Consider the following 22481-nt stretch of genomic DNA (forward strand, 5'->3'; position numbering starts at 1 on the left):
GGTCGAAAAGCCCATCTATTTCATAGGAAGGGTAAGACGCTCATCCTACAAGTAATAAAATATTCGCTTATTTTATTACTTGGAAGTCCCTAAGCTATTAAATAATCTAACATCTGTATATTGTTTTTTACTTCCATCAACCGAGAGAAGATTTTGGTAAATTATATTATCTTAAGATAGATGTCGTTCAGCACGTAGCACACAATGTAAAATATGAACATCTGATAAAGAAGATTTATATATATTAAAAAAATAACTTTTTCCCAGATAAATGAACTATAAGTGAAAGCAAAATTTAAACAAAGGAAAATAAAGGAGTGCCAACAAAAAGTCAAAAAAATGTCTGGAAGAATGAGATTAATGACATGATTCGAGGTGCTTGTGGAGGTTTTTTATTTGGCATACCCTTACTCTACACAATGGAGGTTTGGTGGATTGGATCGCTGGCAAAACCACAACTGATAATGATGGCGATCGCATTAATGTTTATTGTGGTTTACTTACTCAATCAGATAGAAGGCTTTCGGAAACGCAGATATAGCTGGCTAGCTGCTCAAACCGCAATGGATACCGTAGAAGCGATCGCGAAAATAGCACAACCAAGAACAAAGGGGATCAGTTACACGCCACCTTTGCTGATGTGGGTGGAACCCTGATTGGTGCAACCATAATTGCATTTAACATTGCTCCAACAGATGAAATTCCTATGCTTGCAGCCGCAACCTCTCCACCTTGGGAGTTGGCAATGATCGCCGCATCTTTGCTGATTTCTTATGGCATTGTATTTCAGGCAGGCTTTTCTGACCAGCAAAAACGTAAAGAGCAAAAGGGAATTTTCCAACGACCATCGAGTGAAACCATTATGTCCTACTTAGTATCATTGCTAGCAGGCGCTTTTATGTTGTGGTTCTTTCAAAAGTTAACTCTTAGAGGATGTTTGAAAAGTATTTGGCTGTAATTTTAGGCACTTTGATCCCCCCTAACCCACGCCAGTCGCTCCACTTGGGGAGACCCCAGACGCTCGATGACTCGCTACCGCTTCGCTATCGCTTTTAGCGTCTCGTAGAGAAGACCGCGCTGGCTCCCCTTAAAAAGGGAGGAACCGGAGTCAAAGTCCCCCAATTTATCGGGGGATTTAGGGGGATCTAAAATATTTTGATACCGACAAGAGGACTTTTCAAACAACCTCTTAGCGACCCCTGGACAATGTGGTTAGATCATACATTGATACTGGGCTTACCTGCAACTATTGGTGGTGCAGCCGGAAGGTTAGCAATATGACTAAAACAGAGCAACCAAAGCGCTCAATAGCTGAGTGGATAACATTCAGCATCGCCTCATTTATCCTAGCAATCATTGTGAGTCTAGTAGGCTACACTTGGCTGAATGAAAAAAATCAACCTCCCATTCTTTCTGTCACTAAAAAACAAACAATTCGAGAAGTTAATGGCCAGTTTTATGTACCTTTTGAAGTCGTGAATAGTGAAGGAGATACAGCTGAGTCAGTTCAGATTATGGCTGAGTTACTGATTAACGGCAAAGTTACAGAAACAGGAGAGCAACAAATCGACTTTTTATCTAGTGGAGAAAGTGAAGAAGGCGCATTTATATTCAGCCAGAACCCGCGCCAAGGCCAGTTAAATCTACGCGTTGGTAGCTATAAATTGCCATAGGGGACTGACAAATAAAAAAAATACCCCACAATATTGGATAATCTATTTGTTGGAAGTATACTCTTCCCCAACCCTCACACCACTTGCTTTCATCGCGGGAACCTCAGAGCGAACAAGTCGGGCATTGCCCGCCCAATGCAGTGCGCTAAGAGCGAGTTCGGGTGCGCGAGATCGCGCGGGTGGGGTTATTACTGTACCTGACGTTGGTGCAGCCTCTGTAGAGAAGCTGAAATCTGCTGTATGAGTCCTATATTTTATTGTTTACCAATAATTTCCGACACAATAGCGCCCGCTTTTTTGATAACCTTGAAGAAATTTAATAATTTTAGCAAATAGATCATTGCATTTTTCTCTCACAAGAGATATAAAATAAGATTAACTATTTTGAAGTATATTTCATCAGAAATTCATAATTTTTATTCTTGTAATATGCAAATATTACAAGAATGAAATCTAACTAACCTTGAAAATTATAAAGGTATATTTTATATCCATTATTGTTGATACTTCTAACGATAATTTTTTTGCTGGATACTAGTAGTGACGATTAGATTTTTGCTCGTGGAGGCAATGACAATATCTCTACTGGTCTTGGAAATAACCTAATCGATGCTGGAGAGGACAATGACAAGTTGGGTAGTAATGGCAGAAATAACACATTTAAGGGCAGTCTGCGTGATGATAGCATTGATGGCAAAGATGGCATTTATACTTAAAGAACGTGCGATCGCAGATGATCGAGTTTGCAGTGATGACAGCAGTTGATTTCACTCTCTCGACCAGAGCAATGCATTGCCTCATCCTGGTTGTTTAATTGTTGCATTTTGATGATACTATTTTAAAAAATTAAGGAATAAACCTTGTGGCATTTACGATCAATCAATTATTTAACTTATCTGTAAAATATTTTTCAGCAATCACAGCCATCATAACGGTTCTCCCATTACCAGTTAAAGCCGCTACATTTTTAGTAACTGAACGCGTTAGTTTAGGAGGCAACGATCAAGTTGATTGGGAAAGTTTAGGTAAAGTATTTAATCCCTCCGCTCCGGAATTTTCTGCTTTTTTACCCAACTCTTTTTTAGCAACATCGCAACGTGGTTTAGGGTTGGATATAAATATAACTCCAACTAATAATCCTCAGATTACTCCACCGTTTGTCTTTCAAACTTTACCTTCCCCTGGCATTCGGAGTAACTTCGCTAAAGGTGATTTTATTCTCTTTGGAGGTATAGACCCAACAGGTTTTATCCCTCTTCCTCCTGGCACTCCTGATCCTGGTACTCAGGGGAACAGCGGGCCTTTTACGATTAGTTTTGCCCAGCCTGTTTTGGGCGCTGGTACTCAGATATCTGTAGACACTAGTAAATTGAAAGTTGAAACTTCGATCGCCGCTTTTGATAACGCCAATAACCTATTGGGTACTTTCTCAGTTCCAAATATTTCGTCCCTAGCATTAGATAATTCGGCAGTATTCTTAGGGATTCGTAGTGACACTCCAAACATCTCACGACTTGTTTTTAGCAGTTCTAATCAACAATACGGTTTAGCTATTAATCAGGTAAGTATTATTGCAGTTCCCGAACCAACTTCTACCTTAGCGATATTAGCTTTTGGTGTTTCAGGTGCTGTTTTAAAACGACGCCAACGTACTTGATACTCTCACAGGGTCGAAATATCTTTCATTTAATAAGTTAGAAGTTTCGGACATACTCAAACTTATGTAAGTACGTAACTTCAACATAATTATTGTTTTTAACCAAATTCAACTCAATGTTATACAAAGAATTAGAAAACATCATAGACGCTAAGATCCAAAAAGCTATACGGAAGCACGAAATTATAGTTGCTTTTATTAGTAGTATTATTGGCTTGATTTTTATCATGGGTTTGTTCCATGCTATTTTGCTCAACCACACTGAAATTCAAACACTTTGCTTGTACTGATTACTGGTTGCATTCAATAGCTATTTACGATCAAGCATTCCCTGATGTCTATAAAAATAATCCAAGTTACACATATTTTTATGAAATGGAATTGCATCTATGGAGAGTAAAAATAATGGCAGGGCTATATTCGTCTTATTTTTGACTGTATTTATAGACTTGCTCGGCTTCGGAATTATTCTGCCGATACTGCCTTTGTATGCCGAACAATTCGGTGCAAAACCTAATGAAGCAACTCTACTTGTAGCTATTTATTCTTTAATGCAATTCTTATTTGCACCATTATGGGGCAGATTTAGCGATCGCTACGGTCGCCGTCCGATTTTATTACTTACTTTATTCGGTTCGGTAATTGCATACGCAGGGTTAGGTTTTGCCAATTCATTATGGATTTTGTTTATTGCTCGTAGTCTTGCCGGGATTATGTCAGGGAATATTGCCACTGCTCAGGCATACATAGCAGATATTACCACGCCAACTAATCGAGCTCGTGGCATGGGTGTAATCGGGGCAGCTTTTGGTCTTGGCTTCATTCTCGGCCCAGCCATTGGAGGTCTTCTGATTGGGCCCTCTCAAGACAACGCTAACTTTCATCTACCGTCGTTGTTTGCCGCCGGATTATCTTTATTGGCATTTCTTTGTGCTTTGATGTTACTTCCAGAATCTCTAAATTCTGAAACTAAAGCCAAAATGCAAGTTCATCGCTATCATCAACGACGGCTGAACTTACTACAACTATCAGAGCGTCCACAGTTTTGTGTGCTTGCTGGCATCTACTTTTTAGTAACCTTTGCTGTTGCGGCTATGGATTCTACATTGGCTTTATGGTCTAAGCAACAATTAAACTGGGGGCCTCAACAAACTAGTTATCTTTTTGCCTTCATGGGGATTGTCAGCACAATTATTCAAGGAGGACTGATCGGATTCCTCAAGAAACAATTGGGTGAAATCAAGTTACTTATCTTGGGGATATTAGGGTTAGGTTTAGGATTACTGTTAATTGGATTCTCACAAAGCTTAATTTTATTGTTGGTCGCCTCCACGCTTATGGCATGGGGAATTAGTGTTAGTCAACCAATATTGAACAGCCTGATTTCCCAAATGACAGCGCCAGAAGAACAAGGACAAATATTAGGAATTGCCAGTTCTTGCTCTGCTTTGGCACGTATCGGAGGGCCAACGTGGGCAGGGGTTAGTTTTATGAAATTTGGCAGTTCTGCTCCTTTTTTAAGTGGATTTATAGTAATACTGGTAGCTTTGACTCTTAGTTTGCGAGTGACTAAAAGCGCATCTGAACCAAACACAGAACGTGTCGCCTCACAATCTAGGTCTTAATTACGAATTACGTTAGCGCAGCGCTAGCGAGTCATCGAGCCTCATTACGTAGCTTGCTTCTCGCCTTTGGCGAGTATTACGAATTAATATGACAGGTCGCCGAGTATTGTTTTTAGGCATCTTTGTAAGCATCCTCCTCACCTATGCAATTTGGATCGGTGGGAGCATTCCTGCAAGCATCATCAAACTTCCTGACCAAGGATTAAACTGGTACTATTGGAAGCTTCCCCAACCAACCTTTTGGAGTCGAGCGACAGCTTGGGGCATGTACCTTGGGCATCAGTTTAGCATCTGGGCGTGTATCTTGTGGGCGCAGCGATCGCAGCTGAAATACAAATCAGCGTTGCACCCGATTAATTACCTCATGCTTGCCATCAATGGTGTATTCATTGCTTTACACTTTCTCCAAACTTATATTTGGTACGATGCTTTAGCTCAAGATACTTCAATTTGGACTTCTCAAGGTGCGGTTGTCCTCCTACTGGTGTTCGTACTGATTTTAGAAACGCCTCGACGCGGTTTGTTTTTTGGCAATTCTGTTCCATTCCATCAACAGTTTTTGCAAATTATCAAACTGTACCACGGCTATTTTTTCTCCTTCGCCGCTATCTACACCTTTTGGTATCATCCAATGGAAGCGACTCTGGGGCACTTAATTGGTTTTCTCTATATGTTCTTGCTTCTGCTCCAATCGTCGTTAATCTTTAACCGCACCCATGCAAACCGTTGGTGGACATTCACTTTAGAAATTACGGTGGTTTTACATAGTGTCATTGTGTCCTTGATGCTAGGACAAAGTAAGTGGCCAACATTTCTCTTTGGTTTTCTTGGCATTCTGGTGCTTACTCAGCTTCACGGTCTACCTGTGGGTATCTGGACTAAACGCACTATTTACGGAGCCTTTTTAGTAAGTGTACTGGCGGTTTATGGACTGACTGAACGCGGCTTGGGCAGAATTTACGAAATCAGCTATATCCCTATGATTGAGTTTGGACTGGTTGGCGCAATTTACTTAATCTTCCTACTCATCTTATGGACAATTTCTCGTTTACCTGTGAAGACGTAATATGATGTCTGTCAAAATACCCATAGGTTTGTAGTAAGGACTTTAGTCCTTTCTATGAGACGCTACACAAACAAAATCAGGGCTTAAATCCTGACTACGAACATTTTTGAAGTCAGGTTGATTAGCCGGACATACTATAAATAAACATTAAAAAAATCACAATTTTACTCACCACTACTAATATTTTTTTGTTGCTGATAACGCTGTTTAAACTGCTGTTGTTGTATTTTATGATCCACAATTGGGTCAGGATAGCCAACAGCATGACGTTCTAAAGGTGGAATTTTCCCAGTAACTAAATATTCTGTATCTACAGACCGCAATTCTGACACCCATTGCCGAATATATTCCCCGTCTGGATCGAATTTTTGTGTTTGACTGGCTGGGTTAAAAATCCGCACGGGTTTAGGGTCCATACCGCTAGAAGCGCTCCATTGCCAACCGCCATTATTGGCAGATAAATCTCCGTCAATCAGCTTTTGCATAAAGTATTTTTCTCCCAATTGGGGATTAATTAGCAAATCTTTAGTCAGGAAACTGGCGACAATCATTCGACAACGGTTGTGCATCCAGCCGCTTTCATTTAACTGACGCATTGCTGCATCCACAATGGGGTAGCCTGTTCTCCCCTCACACCAAGCTTGGAAATGTTCTTCATTAGTTTCCCAAGGAAAGTTTTTGAAGGTGTCGCGGAAAGCACCATCAGCTAATTCCGGGAAGTTATACATTGCGTGTTGATAAAACTCCCGCCAAGCTAATTCCTGTTGCCATGTGCGAATATTAACTGCTGTTTCCTCACTGCGGCTGTTCTCTAGTGCTTCTATCGTGGCTTGCCAAACAGTGCGAATGCCAATTACGCCAAATTTCAAAGCTGCACTTAATTGCGATGTGCCATCGACTGCGGGGAAATTTCGCTGTTCTTGGTATTCAGTAATGGCTTTATGAGTAAATTCTTCTAATCGTTCTTGCGCCGCCACCTCTCCCGGTGCAATAATTAATTCTTCATCCCAGATAAACCCTAAATCTTTTGCTGAAGGTAGTGCGATCGCTCCTGCAAGTTTGGCAATTTTCTGTTCAGCTTCTGTTAACCCTTCAGCATTTTGCAGTGTTTCTACTGGTTGACTTTTTGGTTTAGTAATCCAATTTTTCCAGAAGGGGGTGTAAACCGTGTAAGGACTGTTACCACCCGTGCGGATCTCCTCTGGGGAGTTGAGAATTTGATCCCAGTTTTGGTTAAGAAACTCAATACCTTTTTCTTTGAGGGCATTTATAATGGTGCGATCGCGTTCTTGTGAATAAGGTTCTACATCCCAATTCCAAAAAACAGCTTTGGCATTTATTGCCTCTGCTAAAGCTGGTACCGCTTGTACAGGATCACCGTGGAGTATTAACAACTCGCTACCAACTTGAGCATATCGCTCTTGGAGTTTCTGCAAACAGCCAATCATATAAGTTACTCTCACAGGAGCAATATCATCCCGTTCCAGAATATGCGGATCGAGGCAAAACACGCCCACCACCTTCGGACTCTGCCGTTTTGCCGCAGCCAGTCCCGTATTGTCAGAAATGCGTAAATCGCGCCGATGCCAAAACAGAGTTAAGTCAGACATTGCATACTGGATATAGTTCACCCGTACTAGCTTAGATGTTAGTGGTACTAATCAACATCATTCTGGCGATAAATTTATTCTCTAAATGGGCATTGGGCATTAGTTATTCTCCATGCTCCATAACAAATAACTCATTCTCCGGTTTGTCAATCGGGAATAGTGGCTTTTTAGATCAAAATTGAGTATACTCTTCTTAACAGTTAATTAGTCTTTTTGTCATGGCTAACCTACTACTTGACGACGGTACGATTGAGAGCGATTTAGGCGAAATAGCTGGTGAACTTGCTCCTCTTGGCATTCAACTCAGACACTACGACCCAGGAACGTCGCTTCTCTTCCCTAACTTACTTGACCAGGACGTTTTAACTGAGCCTGAGAAACGTTATTGTGTAGAACTCCATAACAGCGTCTTTGAATTTATTCAGCAAGAAAATGGCGCTCTCTGGTGTGACTTACTAAATGTCCATCCAGGTTCCTTCAATCTTCACCATCTGATAACAACCTACGGACGTTACCATACTCATCCTGCGGCTGAACCCCTCTACGTGTTGGCAGGAGAAATGATTTATGGCTTCGTGCGACCTGATGGCAGCCAGGTACAGCTTTTAGTTCAGGCACAAGATTATCTCTACATCCCTGCTGGCGTTGAGCATTGGTGCAGTCCGACTGCATCGTTGAATTTCAAAGGGGTACGCTATTTTGCGCTTGCCGAAGGGTGGGTTCCCAATTATACAGGTACTCAAGTGAGTGATTCACTCAACAAGCCGCGTTAAAGCTTAATTTTATCAGGAAAATGCTGAAAACCCCTGAGAAACAGCAACGCAGTTGCGTATTTCGTAAATACTGTTAAAGAAAGCTGACCACTTCACTCAACTTCCTCACAGTGAATTAACAGCATTTCCATCTCCTTGGCTAGAGAAATCAACTCTGTCCAAGAGGAACCACTAACTAAATTTTGGGCGTGAGCTAATCGGTTTCGCAACTGTTCAGCAGACTTGAGGAAGCGTTCGCCAAACCGCTTGGACTTTAGTCCTAGTTGCTGGAGCAGTTCTGGTTGATTTAAAATCAACTCTCGCTTATCACAGAATTGGAGATAATCTAACAAATCGGTAGCTTCGTTTCTTTCTTGGCTCTCTCGCCATAGCCGTTGAGCAACTTCTAAGCGTTCAGGTTTAAGGATTTTTTGCCAAGAATCTTGGGGATAGTAAATCCGCACCAGCCGCAGCAAATTCATTTCTAGCAGCGTCACCAAGCCAAACAGTAGCATTCGCGCGGGTGCTTTCTGCAAGTCGCCACAGGTAACAATACCACTTACCTGATTGCAATCCAAAACAAATAATCGCGGAGTTTGTTGCAAAATGGGTAGCAACTTCATCAGGGGAGTGGAAATGGCTATTAGTTCTTTGGGATGAAACACTCGTTGATAGTCGCTACATTTGCCTTCTTTGCCTGGAATCAAACTAGAGCGTTCTACATAACCGCTAATAATATCTCCTGTCTCAACGCCGATAACATCAAAGTTCTGTGCCTGCATCCAATGCAGCACTTCTTTTACCTGTGCATCAGCTGGCATAGCTTTCAGGGGTTCTGCCACGTATTCAATGGTGATATTGTTCTCAAATAAACTCCGCAGGTCTTGAGAACGCGATTTTAGGTGTTTCATATCATGTCCGCTTAATAACTTACGATAGTCGTTGCGAGTGCAACGAAGTGGAACGAAGCAATCACAAGGGTTCGGAGATTGCAACTCTTGGAGACGCTCCGCGAACACTTCGTTCGCAATGACAACTAATCAGCCGGACATGATATCATTCCCCGGCTGTGAACTCATGTTAAATAATCCTACGGCACTCACGCGATGTCTGCGACGGGCTACGCCTACGCCAGCGAAATTTTTTGCTAGATTAACCTTGCGTAGGCATCGCTATCCCAACAAATATCATAGACTCATCTTATACCATCTTAGTTGGTATCATTTTAGTGATGATTTAGACAATTTCAAGTAACAAAATATTTCGCATCTAGAAAAAAATAAATATATATGTAGTTAACTAGATGAGATTAGTTGATTAATTTGCGATAAAAATGCCGAAAATCCTGACAAAAAAAATGTTATTACTAAAACGACGTATCGAATTGATACTTGGTAGAATTTTACCAAGATAACCAAAATTGATAATATTATTATGCCAAGAAAAGAACAAGGATGGGTTACATTTCAAACTTCAGAGGACGAGCGGAAGATTCTAGAGGAGTTTTGCGAACAGTCTCAACGCACCAAGACTGAGATTCTACGCGAACTCGTGCGTAGTCTCACTCAGCAAACCTTGGCACCAATATCACCACCAACTCAGCCGGAAAAACAGGAAGATATCTACTATACTCAAAAGCCTGACATCGAAAGTAGTATTCAAAAGAAATCACTAAAAGTTAGCTCTCGCAATATTCTTAAAGGTGTGGTTAAACGAGTTGTTTATGGAGCAGTTAATAGTGAAGTTACTCTGGAGATTGTTCACAAAGTAGAATTAACTTCGATTATCACTAGAGCTTCCGCAGAAGAGTTGGAATTATCTGAGGGAAAAGAAGCTTATGCAGTTATTAAATCTAACGATATTGTCATTGCTAGAGAATAGAAATACCTTGATTTTGGGTGTTAAATATTAAGAGAATAAACTTTCTTCACTTGAGTATATATAGTTGATGCGATCGCTGATGTCATAGCTGTTTTCGTATAATTTAAAACACAGTAGGGAAGCATAGGTGTGCTAACTTACTGAAGTTGACAGAGATAACAGATGTGTGATCCTACGCTTGCACCACAAAATCTGATGCATTGAGAGTTGGCGCACCAGTCAGGGTTGCAAATAAACCGCCGTTGCCAAAACCAGCCGCACTACCATTTTGGTTGTAGAACAACTGCCCACTCACAGCGTCGTAAATAATTTTCGCTGTGCTAGTCCCCGCTGAAGAAGTGATTTTAAAATCACTGGCATTACTAAAACAGGTTCCCACAGTTGAAGTAATAGCACTAAAAGTAGTTTTATCCAGGATAATCTTATCGCCTTGGGAATGTTTGAAGTCAGCGATCGCATCTACACCAACAGCAGCACTGGCAAATACAGCATTGGTGTTGTAAAGAAATCTGTCAGCACCCGCACCACCGGTGAGAACATCATTACCAGAACCGCCGGCGAGAGTATCATTTCCAACGCCGCCTCGCAATAGATCATTGCCACTCAAGCCGTAGATAATATCATTACCCCCTTGAGCATTAATCACATCGTTGGAGTTTTCAAAACCTATGATGCTGTTATTCAGGTCATTGAAGAATGTGACTGTGTTCTTGTTGAACAGGCTAGTTTGAGTGGAGTTGGCATTAATCACATCAAAGCTGTCGGCAATCTTGGTTTGCCCATCAAACAGGATATTGGCAATGGCAGGTCTTGCTCCAGAAGCAAGTAGGTTATCGAGGTTTTCTAGTTGGAAGTTTTGCAGAGTGACTTTGGTATTAGCCACATTTTCAAAGGTAACTTCTAAGTTGTTATCATTTTGAGTTAATTGCAGATTTTGAGCAGTTAAACCACTACCTGTAAATTGCAGTGTATCAACATTGGCAATTACTGCCGCCAAAGGGTTTGAGCCTTTACCAACGCCACCAAAATCGGTGATGGTGTCATTGCGATCGCTAGGGCGAAATACAAATTTATCTTGACCGCCGTTGCCTGTTAGGGTATCACTATCGACTAACTCATTGATGTTGTTGCTAGGTGTGCCAAAGAAGGTATCTGCACCAGGAGTTCCAGTCAGGTTACGAGGGATGCCGCCACTGCCCAGATTGATCCCCCCAAACACTACATAGCTTTGCCCAGCCTGATGTTTGCCGTTGGGGGAGGCACCAAATGCCCCAATAATCAGGTCGTCAATACCATCGTTGTTGATGTCCCCCGCATTGCTGACTGATGAACCTGAGTAATCATTTGCTGCAATGCCGTTAATGAAAAAGCCATTAGTGCCATTCAAATCAGAGAGGTTAAGGGTGCCGCCACTGCCCACATTCGTCCCCCCAAACACTACATAGCTTTGCCCAGCATCATAGTTGCCGTTGGCGTCGGCAACAGGTGTCCCAATAATCAGGTCGTTAATGCCATCGTTGTTGATGTCCCCCGCATTGCTGACTGACCAGCCTGAGTAGTCATCTGCTGCAATGCCGTTAATGAAAAAGCCATTAGTGCCATTCAAATCAGAGAGGTTGAGGGTGCCGCCACTGCCCACATTCGTCGCCCCAAACACTACATAGCTTTGCCCAACATCATATTTGCCGTTGAGGTTGGCACCTCGTACCCCAATAATCAGGTCGTCAATGCCATCGTTATTGATATCCCCCGCATTGCTGAGTGACCGCTCGGAGCCGTAAAATGCTGCAATGCCGTTAATTATAAAGCCATTAGTGCCATTCAAATCAGAGAGGTTGAGGATGCCGCCACTGCCCAGATTCGTCCCTCCAAACACTACATAGCTTTGCTCAACATAAGGGTTGCTGTTGGGGGAGGCACCTGATGCCCCAATAATCAGGTCGTTAATGCCATCGTTGTTGATGTCCCCCGCATTGCTGACTGAGGTGCCTAAGTAGTCATATTTTGCAATGCCGTTAATTATAAAGCCATTAGTGCCATTCAAATCAGAGAGGTTGAGGGTGCCGCTACTGCCCAGATTCGTCCCCCCAAACACTACATAGCTTTGCCCAGCTTCAGTGATGCCGTTGGGGGAGACACCTCGTACCCCAATAATCAGGTCGTCAATGCCATCGTTATTGATATCCCCCGCATTGCTGACTGAGATGCCTAATCTGTCATCTGCTGCAATGCCGTTAATTATAAAGCCATTAGTACCATTCAAATCAGAGAGGTTGAGAGTGCCGCCACTGCCCAGATTCGTCCCCCCAAACACTACATAGCTTTGCCCAAAACCCTTTTCGGCATTTTGGCGCACAATAATCAGGTCGTCAATGCCATCGTTATTGATATCCCCCGCATTACTGACTGACCAGCCTGAGTAGTCATCTGCTGCAATGCCGTTAATTATAAAGCCATTAGTGCCATTCAAATCAGAGAGGTTGAGGGTGCCGCCACTGCCCACATTCGTCCCCCCAAAGACCACATAGCTTTGCCCAGCCTGAGATTTGCCGTTGGGGGAGGCACTATCTGCCCCAATAATCAGGTCGTCAATGCCATCGTTGTTGATGTCCCCCGCATTGCTGACTGACCAGCCTGAAGTGTTAAGTGCTGCAATGCCGTTGATAACAAAGCCATTAGTGCCATTCAGATTAGAGAGATTAAATGATGAATTAGCCATGATTTTCTCCTTTATTTATTTTTTATCAGTCAGCGAGTGGGTTTCAGGGTTCTAAACTTGAAATTCCGTGTTCTAAACTGAAAGTATTTTTATAAAGTGCCACAATCATAAATCAGTAAAGCAATGCGCTTTTATATGGAATTTCTTAATCAGGATAACTGCGATATCTACGACGGGCTATGACGCTCCTGCGGACGCTCTCTACGAGACGCTGCGCGAACGCGGACTCGCTACCGCTAACGCTACGCTATCGGTGACGCTAATTATCTACTAGCTATATTTCCGCTGATTAGTTTATATCGCTTTTGCAACTGTTACAATCAGCTTTTTCATAAATTTATGAAAACAATATACATTATCTATACAAAAAACATTCTGTAATAATACCAGTTAAAAAATGTTTGCGACAGATACCCCACCTGCGCTAACACGCACCCTCCCTTTACCAACTACGGTGTACAACACACAAATCTCTTGACCTGCAATGGCATTGCATCGCCTGACAATGGCATTGCATCGCCTGACAATGGCATTGCATCGACTGACAATGGCATTGCATCGCCTGACAATGGCATTGCATCGACTAACAATGGCATTGCATCGACTAACAATGGCATTGCATCGACTGACAATGGCATTGCATCGACTGACAATGCTATTTCTCTCGTTCCCATGCTATGTATGAGAATGAGTCAAGCCTCATCAAGCTAGGTTTTTAGAACTTGTGTGTACACCTTAGCACTGACCAAGGGGAGGGTTGGGGAGGTAGGGCAAACGCATATAAATATACTCTTAACCTTTTTGAATCGCTGCTTGATAGCGACCTAGCGCGATTAAAGGAAAGTATTGTTGATACAGATGATACTTGAGATAAAAATGGCAAGGGAAACCAGTACCTGTAAAGTCTGCCTCAAACCAAGTACCATCGGGCTGTTGAGTTGCCACCAAATGGCCAATTCCCCGCTCAATCACCTCAAAAGCTAATTTACCAGTTGCTTCACCTGCTGCTATCAACCCTATTATTGCCCAAGCAGTTTGAGATGCAGTACTATTACCTTTTCCTTTGAGACTGGGATCGTCGTAACTGCGGCAAGTCTCGCCCCAACCACCATCTGGGTTTTGGCATCCAACTAACCAAGCTGCTCCCCGTTCTATACTGAGTTTATGCCTTTGAGGATCGATTAACGCCAAGGCTGATAAAACGCCACTGGTACCGTAAATATAATTTACACCCCAACGACCAAACCAACAGCCTTCGGTTTCTTGTTCGCGCAAAAGATAAGTAAGCGATCGCTCCAAATTATCACTATCAATTGCCAAATCACAAGCACCCAGCATTTCTAGTACCCTAGCCGTAACATCTGCGGTGTTTGGATCGATCATCGCTTTCAAGTCGCCATAAGGAATGGAGTTGAGCCAATCTTGATCGTTATCCAAATCAAAAGCAGCCCACCCGCCTGGTTTACATTGCATAGATGCAATCCAGTTTAAGGCACGAGCGATCGCAGCTTGCTTGATTTTTTCATTAGGGAGTTTCGCCAAATCTAATGCCATCACCACCACCGCCGAGTCATCTACATCGGGATAAAAGCGATTGTCAAACTCAAAAGCCCAAGCCCCTGGTTTTCCTTGGCGATTTTTGACAGCCCAATCACCGTAATCCAAAATTTGTTTTTGCAGCAACCATTCTCCAGCCTTTACTACGGCGGGATGATCTGGTGCAAAACCAGATTCTACCAAAGCACGCATCACCCAAGCTGTATCCCAGACGGGTGAAATACAAGGCTGTACTCGATAGCTATTCTCGGTTTCAATGACAAAGTTATCAATTGCTTGCAAACCTCGTTGCACAATGGGATCGCTTGGGTGATAATCCAGACACCGCAAAGCCAGCATTGAATTCAACATTGCCGGAATAATCCCGCCCCAGTCGCCTGTAGCTTCTTGGCGCTCTAAAATCCACTTTTCGGCGGCTTTGATGCCTTCTTCACGAAAAGGTACTAAATTCAGACTTTCTGCCAACTTGAAACCCCGATCGAGGGTGAGGAATAAATCTGTCCAATCGCCACTTTGGGGTAATTCCCACTGGACTCGATCGATACCTTCAGCGTATAGCTCATCTAGATTGATTGCTGAGTTGGTGAGAAAAACAGGTTTGCGATCGCATACAATCAACAGCGGTACTGTACTAGAACGTGCCCAGCTAGATATCTCGTAGATATTGACAGGGAAAGCTTTTGGTAACAGCATTACCCAGGCTGGTAGCGAGGGAATACCGCGCCAGTTGTAGCAGCCAATCAAGGCTAAGTGCAACTTGGTAAAAATCCGAGTTTTGCTGATCCCACCTCGTTGGAGAATAAAAGCTTGCGCCCGAATCATGTCCGGATCGGTTGCTGGTACACCTAGTAGTCTCAGCGCCATGTAAGCTTCAACCGAGGTGCTAATTTCTCCGCCATCACCATAGTAAAGTTCCCAACCCCCATGCTGCCGTTGCTGTTGACGCAAATATGCTTCAACTTTGTCTAAAGGTCTGGTTTGGTCTGTTCCCCAAATTTTATGCAGGAGGACGACTTCAGCCGTGATGGTGACATTAGATTCCAACTCTGCCCACCAGTAACCTGCCGGATTTTGAATCGAAAGCAAATATTTTTGACTGGCTGCGATCGCAGTTGCGACTTGATTGACTTTTACCCTGTCTTGTGTTTGCATCAAATACTATCTAACCTCAACACCCAACACTAGTTATGAACGAATGGCACTAAGAAAAGCCGAAAGGCTTGTCTCACCTCGTTCCCAGTCTGAAGACTGGGAATGTATTCCAAGAGGCTCTGCCTCTGGTCAAGCCACTGGAGGCGGCAGCCCTCCGAGAATGGGTTAAGAGCCTCCAGGCTCTTAACCCGTTAGGGCAAAGCTTATAGCTTTTCTTAGTGCCATTCAGTTATGAACACCGCACTACAGTGAAAAAAATTTTTCCTCTATCAGTAGACATAGTATTGTGTCTGAGTCACTGAAAATTTGCAATAGGTCATGGATGTAATTGTATTAGGATTGATGCTGTTATCCTTGACAATTTGGTTAGGATTACTGTGTTTTTGGGGACAGTTTTGGCGGACAGACCAGCAATTAGAGGTTACAGAAACTCAGTTAGAATCGTTACCTGTGGTTTGTGTCGTGGTTCCAGCCCGTAACGAAGCTGAGTTAATACCAACCACACTGCGATCGCTCCTACTTCAAGATTATCCTGGTTCTTTAAACGTGTTCTTAGTAGACGATCGCAGTACAGATCGGACAGCAAATTTTGCCGAAGGGGTTGCACACGCTGTCGGTAAACCCCAGCAATTGCATATTATCTCAGGTGAATCACTGCCTCCTGGTTGGTCGGGGAAACTTTGGGCAGTTGAGCAAGGTATAAAGAGCGCGAGTTTATTCGCACCTGACTATTTTTTGCTGACTGACGCAGATATCGAACACGATCCTGGTAATCTCCGCCGACTCGTAGCCAAAGCTGTGCAGGAAGATTTAGATTTGGTTTCGGTAATGGTGCGACTTAGGTGTGAAAGCTTTTGGGAAAAACTTTTGATTCCGGCTTTCGTCTTTTTCTTCCAAAAACTCTATCCCTTTCGCTGGGTAAATAATCCCAACAATCCCATAGCAGGAGCCGCTGGGGGATCTATTCTGATCGCCCGTGAAGCTTTAGAGCGAATCGGGGGTATTCAAGTCATTCGCCAAGCTTTAATTGACGATTGTGCCCTAGCTCAAGCTGTGAAGAAGACTAAAAGACAAAGTAAATCTTCTTTCTCCCCTGCCTCCCCTGCTCGCCCCGGCCGTATCTGGCTAGGATTGAGTACCTTGACTCGCAGTTTGCGTGCTTATGACTCCCTGGCGACGATTTGGGATATGGTTGCTCGTACTGCCTATACTCAACTAAATTATTCTCCATTACTACTATTGGGAACTTTGGTAGGAATGCCTCTGATTTATTTAGTTCCACCTGTGTGTGTGATTCTAGGTGCAGTTTGGGGTAATTGGGCGATCGCACTTACGGGTTTATTAGGATGGTTGTTAATGACTTTCGCTTACTACCCAACGATCCGTTTTTATAAATGTTCTTTTTGGTTAGCTTTTAGTTTACCTGCGATCGCTTTTCTCTATACCCTCATGACTTTAGACTCAGCACTCCGTCACTGGCAAGGACGCGGCGGCGCTTGGAAAGGGAGAGTTTATCCCAGTTCGGATAATTTATAATTGGGATAAAACTAAAGTTAAGCCTAAAGTGGTTGATTAAAAGAATTATGGCAACCGCAACACCAGCAAATAATCCTGTTATTGTCCCCAAAAAGCTGCCTTTTCTGGAGTCAATTTGTTGGCAAACTGCTGATGTCTACCGATTTACTTCAGAAGAAATGCTGAGTCGCTACGAGCGTGGTTGGCAATATCACAATCTATTCAATAATCTTGAGGGTGAAGAACTCAATTTTCTTCAGGAACTCGCCAGACGCTATAAATCCTGGTTGCAAGTTTATTTATGACCTCCAGATTTAAACATCATAATCAAATTCTCACAGTTCTTGAATCCTTAAATTCGGACATACTTAGGAAGGGTTCTGCTTACTTCGGTGGCGGAACCCTTCTGGCATTTGAGTTTGAAGAATATCGCTGGAGTAAGGATGTTGATTTTATCGCTTCTGTTGGTACAGAAGGTTACAAATACTTGCGTACAGTGGTATTTGATGGTGGGCATGAAGCATTATTTCGGGATTTAAGTAAAATTCAAGTTGGACGTAGCACAACTGACCAATATGGAATTCGGATGATCGTTTTTGTGGATGATGTGCCGATTAAAACGGAAATTATTGCCGAAACTCGTTTTCAACTAGACCCACCAAGATATCCAAAGTGGTCACTCGTTCCCTGCTTAAGCTTCAATGATTGTTTTACCTCTAAGCTGCTGTCAAATTCTGACCGTTACGCGGATGACAGCGTTGAGGCAAGAGATTTAATTGATCTAGCAATTCTCAGGCTGCGATCGCCAATACCTCAAGTATCAATTGAGAAGGCTGAAAAAGCATATCAGGTTATGCGCCCTTTGAAAAGAGCGTAGGCGTAGCCCGTCGTAGACATCGCACTATTTCAGCAAAGACCAGATTACAGGGAGAAATGCTTTCTCAGTCTGCAAGTTGATCAAGCGCAGATACCCAGAATTATCGACGGTATTGATTTGCTATCTACAGATTTAGGTTTATCTCATACTCCAAGGGCTTTTCGAGAACAACATGATATCTTTGCTGATTTAGAAACACAAATTAAAAAACGAGAAGATTCTTAAACACGTCATGCCCAATGCCCCTAAATCCTGGAAGCTGTTTGTTTAATACCGGCGGGTTCAACAGGTAATGGTTGAGCGGCTTTCAATACTGCATCCAGCAACCCTGGAAACAGCACCTCTAAATCTTCACGCCGCAAGATGTTAATATGATGTGTCCCTTCTTTACGTGTCAAGACTATCCCCGACTCCCGCAAAATCTTGAAGTGATTGGACATAGTAGACTTAGCGATCGCAAAATCAAACTTCGCACAGCATTGTTCCCCCTCAGTCGCCAGCAACCGCACAATCTCTAGCCGCACCGGATCGCCCAATGCATACAACACGCCCGGTAAAGAAATATTTTTTCGATCTGGATGATAAAGAAATCTCATAGTTGCATTATCTCATCAGGTGGCATATATTTTGATTATTCGATATTATCGAATTATAGAATTAATTAGGAAGGCAATTTATGTCATCCATTACAAACGTTACAGAAGCCACATTCAAGCAAGAAGTCTTAGAAAGTGAAATTCCGGTATTAGTGGACTTTTGGGCGCCGTGGTGCGGCCCTTGCCGAATGGTGGGCCCAGTGGTCGATGAAGTTGCTGCTGAATACGAAGGACAGGTGAAATTTGTGAAGCTGAACACAGATCAAAATCCTACTGTCGCCAGCCATTATGGAATTCGCAGCATTCCGACGCTGATGGTTTTTAAGGGAGGTCGGCAGGTTGATACTGTCGTAGGGGCAGTCCCAAAAACCACCTTGAATAAGACCTTAGCACAGCATCTTTAATTTAAGTGAAGGGGAGTAAGGACTGGGGATTAGGGACTGGCGATTAGGGATTAGGGATTAGGGATTAGGGAGAGACTTCTTCAATATTCTTTGTCCCCCTTGTCTCTCCCAAGTTCTGAGCGCCGGAAGTCGGCGCTGAGACTTTTCTCCTTGTCCCCTTTGCCTTCTAGCCAGTCCCAGATCATTTTGTTTCAACTAACGGGGAAAGAGCGAAATGGACTTGAAATTGTATGGTAAATCCGCATTGGTGAGTGGTTCAACCGGAGGTATTGGTTTGGCGATCGCTCTTGGGCTAGCTCAAGAAGGTGCATCAGTGATTATCAATGGTCGGTCTGAAGAAAGAGTAGCTGAAGCGATCGCCAAAATTAAGCATTCTACACCCGACGCGAAAGTTTCTGGTGTTGTTGCTGACGCAGGTACTGTATCAGGGATAGAGCAAATTTTTCAAAAAGTTCCTCACGTTGATATTCTCATAAACAATTTAGGTATTTATGAGCCAAAAACGTTCTTTGATATTACTGATGAAGACTGGTTAAAGATATTTGAGGTTAACGTCCTCAGTGGAGTCCGTTTGAGTCGGCAATATCTGCAAAAGCAGCTAGAGCAAAACTGGGGACGGATAATTTTTATCTCCAGCGAATCTGCTATTCAGATTCCAGTGGAAATGATTCACTACGGCACAACTAAGACAGCGCAACTAGCCATTGCAAGAGGTCTAGCAGAAATGACTACTGGGACTGGAGTCACGGTAAACTCAGTCCTACCAGGGCCAACCCGTTCAGAAGGAGTTGAAGAGTTTATCACCAAGCTTGCACAGGAACGTGGCATTAGTGCAGCGGAAGTTGAGACTGAATTTTTTCAGAATGTGCGTCCAAGTTCCCTAATCAAACGCTTTGCAACTAATGAAGAAGTAGCAGCGATCGTTGTTTACCTTTCTAGTCCCGTAGCATCAGCAACTAATGGTGCAGCTTTGCGGGTAGATGGTGGCGTTATTCGGTCAATTGTTTAGTATTTGAACGACATACATCTGTTGTAGGGGCACACCAATGCTCATGGGTGTACAACTTCAGGTGAAAGCCAGTCTAGAACAAGTTTTTAGAGATTATCTCCGATCTCGTTCCCAATCTCAGACTGGGAATGCCCGTCCTTGAGGCTCCGCCTCCGTAACTCGCGGCAGAGCCGCAATTGAAGTGCATTTCCAGCCAGAGGCTAGAAACGAGGTTTGAAAAGGGTTTTACCTGAAGTTGACACCAATGAGCAATGCTGTATCCTTACCGCGTGGTCTATTTAATCCCAGATGTGGGGTTCCGAATTTTGAATTTTGAATTGGAGCGAAGCAACATGACTACTGATATCAACTTATTCTCTACTTACCAATTAGGAAATCTGGAATTACCTAACCGGATAATAATGGCACCCTTAACCCGAAATAGGGCAGGTCAGGGAAACGTACCACACCAACTTAACGTTACCTACTACGTTCAACGTGCTTCCGCCGGACTGATTATTTCCGAAGCAACACAGGTAACTCCTGAAGGACAGGGCTATCCTGGGACACCAGGAATTCATTCATCAGAACAGGTGGAGGGATGGAAGTTAGTAACCGATGCTGTACATCAGCAGGGAGGAAGAATTTTTCTGCAACTATGGCATGTAGGTAGGATTTCTCACCCTGACTTACAACCGAATGGAGTTTTACCTGTGGCACCTTCTGCCATTGCTCCTAAAGGTGACGCTGCAACTTATGAGGGGCCAAAACCCTTTGTGACTCCCCGTGCTTTAGAAACGTCGGAAATACCGCAGATAGTCGAACAGTACCGTCAAGGAGCGGCAAATGCTCTAGCGGCTGGGTTTGATGGGGTAGAAATTCACGCAGCTAATGGTTATTTAATAGATCAGTTTCTCCGGGATGGCACGAATCAACGCACAGATAAATATGGGGGTTCGATTGAAAATCGGACTCGATTCCTGTTGGAGGTGACAGAGGCGGTAACTAGTGTGTGGGATTCTAACCGAGTTGGGGTACGTTTTTCTCCCAGTGGTACTTTTAACGATATGCATGACTCCAATCCCCTGGAGACATTTGGTTATGCGGCTCAAGCGTTGAACCAATTTAATTTGGCATATCTGCATATTTTTGAGGCAACAGAGGCAGACATTAGACATGGTGGAATAATTGTACCCACTAGTCATATACGCGATCGCTTTACAGGTACACTCATCGTCAATGGTGGTTATACCCGTGAAAAAGGCGATGCAGTACTGGCAAACAAAGCAGCAGATTTAGTTGCCTTTGGCACATTATTTATATCAAATCCTGATTTACCCCGACGCTTGGCTTTGAATGCACCACTAAATCAACCAAATCAAGCAAGCTTTTATGGCGGTGATGAAAAGGGATATACAGACTATCCATTTTGGTCGGCTGCTAACGAGCAGGTGGTCAATGCCTAATTCTTCTCATCTAAATAATTAAAACCCACTTTCCGCACTCTAAAGTATCAAATCCATCTGGAGAAGCGAGAGGGACAATAGCGCATTATCCACGAGCATATCTCTAACCCGGTTAATATTGCCAATTAGAGAGGAACATATTCGCTCTTAATCACTTTAGGTATAAGATCCGAAACCCTCTCATAACTCAACTATCAGGAGAATCTGATGAATTCCATCACTCAAACCCAACCTTTAGATGTACCCAGTGCGATCGCTAAACGCCGTTCCATCAAAACTTTTAAAACAGATCCCATCACCCCAGAACTGCTCAAGCAACTAGTAGAGTTAACCGTGGCTGCACCCAGCAGCTATAATATCCAGGACTGGCAAATTATTCTTGTGCAAGATGAGGCGCAAAAGGCAGCACTGTCAGCAGCATCTTTTAATCAACAGCAAATTGTCCGAGCACCTGTAACCTTTGTGTTTGCTGCCGATCCTAATGCAGGCGAACAAAATTTGACCCCGATTCTGGAGCAGGGACTTCAGACTGGAGCATGGAATGAAGGCACTGTCAACTACTTTAAAAATTCTGTGCCACAATTTCAAGCTGGGCTGGGCGAGAAGCGACGCGAATATGCGATCAAAGATGCCATCATTGCGGCTACCCATTTGGTGTTAGCGGCAGAAAGTCTGGGATTATCCACTTGTTTTATGAACGGGTGGATTGAGGATCAGGTAAAAGAAGTGATTGGTGCAGGAGATAATCCAGATTTAGCGATCGCTGTTTTAGTTCCTGTTGGCTATGCAGCCGAAGCACGTTTAAATCCCGGTCGTTTGCCATTCTCCTCCAACGTCTCTGTAGACAGGATTGGCAACCCTTATGCAGGGTAATTCTCTCTAAATTGGGAATGGGGCATTGGGGATGAGTCTTTGATACTCGTGAACGAGTCTTTGAACTCCG

The 22481-nt window shown here is 43.3% G+C and carries 23 protein-coding genes and 1 pseudogene; 19 read left to right on the plus strand and 5 right to left on the minus strand.

The window, feature by feature from the left end:
* Positions 1-317 precede the first annotated feature (317 nt).
* The 8 genes and pseudogenes from V7K62_RS22060 to V7K62_RS22095 all read left to right on the plus strand — a co-directional run bounded on the left by V7K62_RS22060 (position 318) and on the right by V7K62_RS22095 (position 6021).
* Positions 318-958 (plus strand): annotated as a pseudogene (locus V7K62_RS22060) (TIGR02587 family membrane protein).
* A gap of 248 nt (positions 959-1206) precedes the next feature.
* Positions 1207-1281 carry a DUF2391 family protein gene (locus V7K62_RS22065; protein WP_442937322.1) on the plus strand — a complete coding sequence of 25 codons (75 nt, stop codon included), beginning with the start codon at positions 1207-1209 and terminating at the stop codon, positions 1279-1281.
* A complete protein-coding gene (locus V7K62_RS22070) occupies positions 1278-1673 on the plus strand; it encodes a TIGR02588 family protein (protein ID WP_334867816.1) in 396 nt (131 codons plus the stop codon). The genes V7K62_RS22065 and V7K62_RS22070 overlap by 4 nt, the downstream gene beginning before the upstream one ends.
* Before the next feature lie 46 nt (positions 1674-1719).
* Positions 1720-1917, plus strand: a complete 198-nt coding sequence (locus V7K62_RS22075) for a hypothetical protein (protein WP_334867818.1) — start codon at positions 1720-1722, stop codon at positions 1915-1917.
* Positions 1918-2297: 380 nt separating this feature from the next.
* Positions 2298-2438 carry a hypothetical protein gene (locus tag V7K62_RS22080; protein ID WP_334867820.1) on the plus strand — a complete coding sequence of 47 codons (141 nt, stop codon included), beginning with the start codon at positions 2298-2300 and terminating at the stop codon, positions 2436-2438.
* Positions 2439-2535: 97 nt separating this feature from the next.
* Positions 2536-3330, plus strand: a complete 795-nt coding sequence (locus tag V7K62_RS22085) for a PEP-CTERM sorting domain-containing protein (RefSeq protein ID WP_334867822.1) — start codon at positions 2536-2538, stop codon at positions 3328-3330.
* A 389-nt stretch (positions 3331-3719) separates the two neighbouring features.
* Positions 3720-4955: an MFS transporter gene (locus tag V7K62_RS22090; protein ID WP_334867824.1), complete on the plus strand. Its 1236-nt coding sequence runs from the start codon at positions 3720-3722 to the stop codon at positions 4953-4955.
* An 88-nt stretch (positions 4956-5043) separates the two neighbouring features.
* Positions 5044-6021 carry a hypothetical protein gene (locus V7K62_RS22095; protein WP_334867826.1) on the plus strand — a complete coding sequence of 326 codons (978 nt, stop codon included), beginning with the start codon at positions 5044-5046 and terminating at the stop codon, positions 6019-6021.
* Between the two features lie 164 nt (positions 6022-6185).
* Here the strand turns inward: V7K62_RS22095 and V7K62_RS22100 are convergent, their stop codons facing one another.
* Positions 6186-7631 carry a deoxyribodipyrimidine photo-lyase, 8-HDF type gene (locus V7K62_RS22100; RefSeq protein WP_334867828.1) on the minus strand — a complete coding sequence of 482 codons (1446 nt, stop codon included), beginning with the start codon at positions 7629-7631 and terminating at the stop codon, positions 6186-6188.
* A gap of 218 nt (positions 7632-7849) precedes the next feature.
* Here V7K62_RS22100 and V7K62_RS22105 point away from each other — a divergent pair, with 218 nt between their 5' ends.
* Positions 7850-8404 carry a cupin domain-containing protein gene (locus V7K62_RS22105; protein WP_334867830.1) on the plus strand — a complete coding sequence of 185 codons (555 nt, stop codon included), beginning with the start codon at positions 7850-7852 and terminating at the stop codon, positions 8402-8404.
* Between the two features lie 92 nt (positions 8405-8496).
* On the opposite strand, the gene V7K62_RS22110 is transcribed toward V7K62_RS22105, so the two are convergent.
* Positions 8497-9294: a hypothetical protein gene (locus tag V7K62_RS22110; protein WP_334867832.1), complete on the minus strand. Its 798-nt coding sequence runs from the start codon at positions 9292-9294 to the stop codon at positions 8497-8499.
* Positions 9295-9817: 523 nt separating this feature from the next.
* Between V7K62_RS22110 and V7K62_RS22115 the strand changes: the two genes are divergently transcribed.
* Complete coding sequence (locus V7K62_RS22115) at positions 9818-10264, plus strand: TOBE domain-containing protein (RefSeq protein ID WP_334867834.1); 447 nt, start codon at positions 9818-9820, stop codon at positions 10262-10264.
* Positions 10265-10436: 172 nt separating this feature from the next.
* Here the strand turns inward: V7K62_RS22115 and V7K62_RS22120 are convergent, their stop codons facing one another.
* Positions 10437-12983, minus strand: a complete 2547-nt coding sequence (locus V7K62_RS22120; RefSeq protein ID WP_334867836.1) for a hypothetical protein — start codon at positions 12981-12983, stop codon at positions 10437-10439.
* Between the two features lie 484 nt (positions 12984-13467).
* On the opposite strand from V7K62_RS22120, the gene V7K62_RS22125 reads away from it, so the two are divergent.
* A complete protein-coding gene (locus tag V7K62_RS22125; RefSeq protein WP_334867838.1) occupies positions 13468-13668 on the plus strand; it encodes a hypothetical protein in 201 nt (66 codons plus the stop codon).
* 107 nt (positions 13669-13775) lie between these two features.
* Here V7K62_RS22125 and shc read toward each other — a convergent pair whose 3' ends face one another.
* Positions 13776-15692, minus strand: a complete 1917-nt coding sequence (shc, locus tag V7K62_RS22130; RefSeq protein WP_334867840.1) for a squalene--hopene cyclase — start codon at positions 15690-15692, stop codon at positions 13776-13778.
* A gap of 43 nt (positions 15693-15735) precedes the next feature.
* On the opposite strand from shc, the gene V7K62_RS22135 reads away from it, so the two are divergent.
* The 4 genes from V7K62_RS22135 to V7K62_RS22150 all read left to right on the plus strand — a co-directional run bounded on the left by V7K62_RS22135 (position 15736) and on the right by V7K62_RS22150 (position 18084).
* Complete coding sequence (locus V7K62_RS22135) at positions 15736-15861, plus strand: hypothetical protein (RefSeq protein WP_334867842.1); 126 nt, start codon at positions 15736-15738, stop codon at positions 15859-15861.
* 149 nt (positions 15862-16010) lie between these two features.
* The gene (locus V7K62_RS22140; protein WP_334867844.1) at positions 16011-17228 is read left to right on the plus strand and encodes a glycosyltransferase; all 1218 of its coding nucleotides are present in this window, start codon (positions 16011-16013) and stop codon (positions 17226-17228) included.
* Positions 17229-17275: 47 nt separating this feature from the next.
* The gene (locus V7K62_RS22145; RefSeq protein WP_334867846.1) at positions 17276-17512 is read left to right on the plus strand and encodes a hypothetical protein; all 237 of its coding nucleotides are present in this window, start codon (positions 17276-17278) and stop codon (positions 17510-17512) included.
* Positions 17509-18084, plus strand: coding sequence for a nucleotidyl transferase AbiEii/AbiGii toxin family protein (locus V7K62_RS22150; RefSeq protein ID WP_334867848.1), 576 nt, complete (start codon positions 17509-17511; stop codon positions 18082-18084). Before V7K62_RS22145 ends, V7K62_RS22150 begins: the two co-directional genes overlap by 4 nt.
* Positions 18085-18329: 245 nt before the next feature.
* Here V7K62_RS22150 and V7K62_RS22155 read toward each other — a convergent pair whose 3' ends face one another.
* Positions 18330-18680, minus strand: coding sequence for an ArsR/SmtB family transcription factor (locus V7K62_RS22155; protein WP_334867850.1), 351 nt, complete (start codon positions 18678-18680; stop codon positions 18330-18332).
* Between the two features lie 80 nt (positions 18681-18760).
* Between V7K62_RS22155 and trxA the strand changes: the two genes are divergently transcribed.
* The 4 genes from trxA to V7K62_RS22175 all read left to right on the plus strand — a co-directional run bounded on the left by trxA (position 18761) and on the right by V7K62_RS22175 (position 22411).
* Entirely contained in the window at positions 18761-19084 is a 324-nt protein-coding gene (gene trxA, locus V7K62_RS22160) for a thioredoxin (protein WP_012412473.1), read from the plus strand.
* 214 nt (positions 19085-19298) lie between these two features.
* Positions 19299-20093, plus strand: coding sequence for an SDR family NAD(P)-dependent oxidoreductase (locus V7K62_RS22165; protein ID WP_334867852.1), 795 nt, complete (start codon positions 19299-19301; stop codon positions 20091-20093).
* Between the two features lie 332 nt (positions 20094-20425).
* Positions 20426-21538, plus strand: coding sequence for an alkene reductase (locus tag V7K62_RS22170; protein ID WP_334867854.1), 1113 nt, complete (start codon positions 20426-20428; stop codon positions 21536-21538).
* A gap of 207 nt (positions 21539-21745) precedes the next feature.
* The gene (locus tag V7K62_RS22175; RefSeq protein ID WP_334867856.1) at positions 21746-22411 is read left to right on the plus strand and encodes a nitroreductase family protein; all 666 of its coding nucleotides are present in this window, start codon (positions 21746-21748) and stop codon (positions 22409-22411) included.
* The last annotated feature ends 70 nt before the right edge of the window (positions 22412-22481 follow it).

The sequence above is a fragment of the Nostoc sp. genome, assembly GCF_036917935.1.
In the GTDB taxonomy this organism is placed as follows: domain Bacteria; phylum Cyanobacteriota; class Cyanobacteriia; order Cyanobacteriales; family Nostocaceae; genus Nostoc.

What these genes read in the sequence shown, in the direction of transcription:
- V7K62_RS22070 (WP_334867816.1), top strand. Translation starts at nt 1,278, where the DNA reads ATGACTAAAACAGAGCAACCAAAGCGCTCAATAGCTGAGTGGATAACA.
- V7K62_RS22080 (WP_334867820.1), top strand. Translation starts at nt 2,298, where the DNA reads ATGACAAGTTGGGTAGTAATGGCAGAAATAACACATTTAAGGGCAGTC.
- V7K62_RS22090 (WP_334867824.1), top strand. Translation starts at nt 3,720, where the DNA reads ATGGAGAGTAAAAATAATGGCAGGGCTATATTCGTCTTATTTTTGACT.
- V7K62_RS22095 (WP_334867826.1), top strand. Translation starts at nt 5,044, where the DNA reads ATGACAGGTCGCCGAGTATTGTTTTTAGGCATCTTTGTAAGCATCCTC.
- V7K62_RS22100 (WP_334867828.1), bottom strand. Translation starts at nt 7,631, where the DNA reads ATGTCTGACTTAACTCTGTTTTGGCATCGGCGCGATTTACGCATTTCT.
- V7K62_RS22105 (WP_334867830.1), top strand. Translation starts at nt 7,850, where the DNA reads ATGGCTAACCTACTACTTGACGACGGTACGATTGAGAGCGATTTAGGC.
- V7K62_RS22110 (WP_334867832.1), bottom strand. Translation starts at nt 9,294, where the DNA reads ATGAAACACCTAAAATCGCGTTCTCAAGACCTGCGGAGTTTATTTGAG.
- V7K62_RS22115 (WP_334867834.1), top strand. Translation starts at nt 9,818, where the DNA reads ATGCCAAGAAAAGAACAAGGATGGGTTACATTTCAAACTTCAGAGGAC.
- V7K62_RS22120 (WP_334867836.1), bottom strand. Translation starts at nt 12,983, where the DNA reads ATGGCTAATTCATCATTTAATCTCTCTAATCTGAATGGCACTAATGGC.
- V7K62_RS22125 (WP_334867838.1), top strand. Translation starts at nt 13,468, where the DNA reads ATGGCATTGCATCGCCTGACAATGGCATTGCATCGCCTGACAATGGCA.
- shc (WP_334867840.1), bottom strand. Translation starts at nt 15,692, where the DNA reads ATGCAAACACAAGACAGGGTAAAAGTCAATCAAGTCGCAACTGCGATC.
- V7K62_RS22135 (WP_334867842.1), top strand. Translation starts at nt 15,736, where the DNA reads ATGGCACTAAGAAAAGCCGAAAGGCTTGTCTCACCTCGTTCCCAGTCT.
- V7K62_RS22140 (WP_334867844.1), top strand. Translation starts at nt 16,011, where the DNA reads ATGGATGTAATTGTATTAGGATTGATGCTGTTATCCTTGACAATTTGG.
- V7K62_RS22145 (WP_334867846.1), top strand. Translation starts at nt 17,276, where the DNA reads ATGGCAACCGCAACACCAGCAAATAATCCTGTTATTGTCCCCAAAAAG.
- V7K62_RS22150 (WP_334867848.1), top strand. Translation starts at nt 17,509, where the DNA reads ATGACCTCCAGATTTAAACATCATAATCAAATTCTCACAGTTCTTGAA.
- V7K62_RS22155 (WP_334867850.1), bottom strand. Translation starts at nt 18,680, where the DNA reads ATGAGATTTCTTTATCATCCAGATCGAAAAAATATTTCTTTACCGGGC.
- trxA (WP_012412473.1), top strand. Translation starts at nt 18,761, where the DNA reads ATGTCATCCATTACAAACGTTACAGAAGCCACATTCAAGCAAGAAGTC.
- V7K62_RS22165 (WP_334867852.1), top strand. Translation starts at nt 19,299, where the DNA reads ATGGACTTGAAATTGTATGGTAAATCCGCATTGGTGAGTGGTTCAACC.
- V7K62_RS22170 (WP_334867854.1), top strand. Translation starts at nt 20,426, where the DNA reads ATGACTACTGATATCAACTTATTCTCTACTTACCAATTAGGAAATCTG.
- V7K62_RS22175 (WP_334867856.1), top strand. Translation starts at nt 21,746, where the DNA reads ATGAATTCCATCACTCAAACCCAACCTTTAGATGTACCCAGTGCGATC.